Annotated in this window: 2 tRNA genes and 1 rRNA gene; all 3 read right to left on the reverse strand. The window is 50.2% G+C overall.

The annotated features are described in order from the left end of the window. A 23S ribosomal RNA gene (locus E3U32_RS12990) occupies positions 1–465 on the reverse strand; the annotation flags it as partial. A 182-nt stretch (positions 466–647) separates the two neighbouring features. Further along, positions 648–723: transfer RNA gene (locus tag E3U32_RS12995), tRNA-Ala, on the reverse strand. Positions 724–832: 109 nt separating this feature from the next. Then, positions 833–909, reverse strand: a tRNA-Ile gene (locus E3U32_RS13000). Positions 910–958 lie beyond the last annotated feature (49 nt).

Raw genomic sequence — 958 nt, forward strand, 5'->3', positions numbered from 1 at the left:
TCACGGTACTGGTTCACTATCGGTCAGTCAGGAGTATTTAGCCTTGGAGGATGGTCCCCCCATATTCAGACAGGATACCACGTGTCCCGCCCTACTCTTCGAGTTCACAACCTGTGTGCTTTCGTGTACGGGACTGTCACCCTGTACCGTGCGACTTTCCAGACGCTTCCACTAACACACAAGCTGATTCAGACTCTGGGCTGCTCCCCGTTCGCTCGCCGCTACTGGGGGAATCTCGGTTGATTTCTTTTCCTCGGGGTACTTAGATGTTTCAGTTCCCCCGGTTCGCCTCGTTAACCTATGTATTCAGTTAACGATAGTGTGACGGATCACACTGGGTTTCCCCATTCGGACATCGCCGGGTCAAAGGTTCATATCACCTCGCCGGCGCTTTTCGCAGATTAGCACGTCCTTCATCGCCTCTGACTGCCAGGGCATCCACCGTGTACGCTTAGTCGCTTAACCTCACAACCCGAAGATGTTTCTTTCGATTCATCATCAAATTGCGAAAATTTGAGAGACTCGAACACACATAACATGTGTGTCGTTTCAATTTTCAGCTTGATCCAGATTTTTAAAGAGCAAAACTTCGCAGTGCACCTTTTCAGGTTCACTCTGAAGTTTTCTTGTTTTTCGCAGTAAAAGGATGGTGGAGCTATGCGGGATCGAACCGCAGACCTCCTGCGTGCAAGGCAGGCGCTCTCCCAGCTGAGCTATAACCCCATCGTATACACTAATCTCTGTACCGCTAATTCTTGTTGAGGCAAGGCGTGGTGACACGAAGCATACTGAAGTATGTGAGTGTCGCCGCAACGCAGCATCGGCAAGAATTTGGTAGGCCTGAGTGGACTTGAACCACCGACCTCACCCTTATCAGGGGTGCGCTCTAACCACCTGAGCTACAAGCCTGCAGAGATTTTTACTGCTGTTTTTTCATCAGACAATCTGTGTGAGCACT

This window comes from Lelliottia nimipressuralis (genome assembly GCF_004402045.1).
Classification (GTDB): Bacteria; Pseudomonadota; Gammaproteobacteria; order Enterobacterales; family Enterobacteriaceae; genus Enterobacter; species Enterobacter chinensis.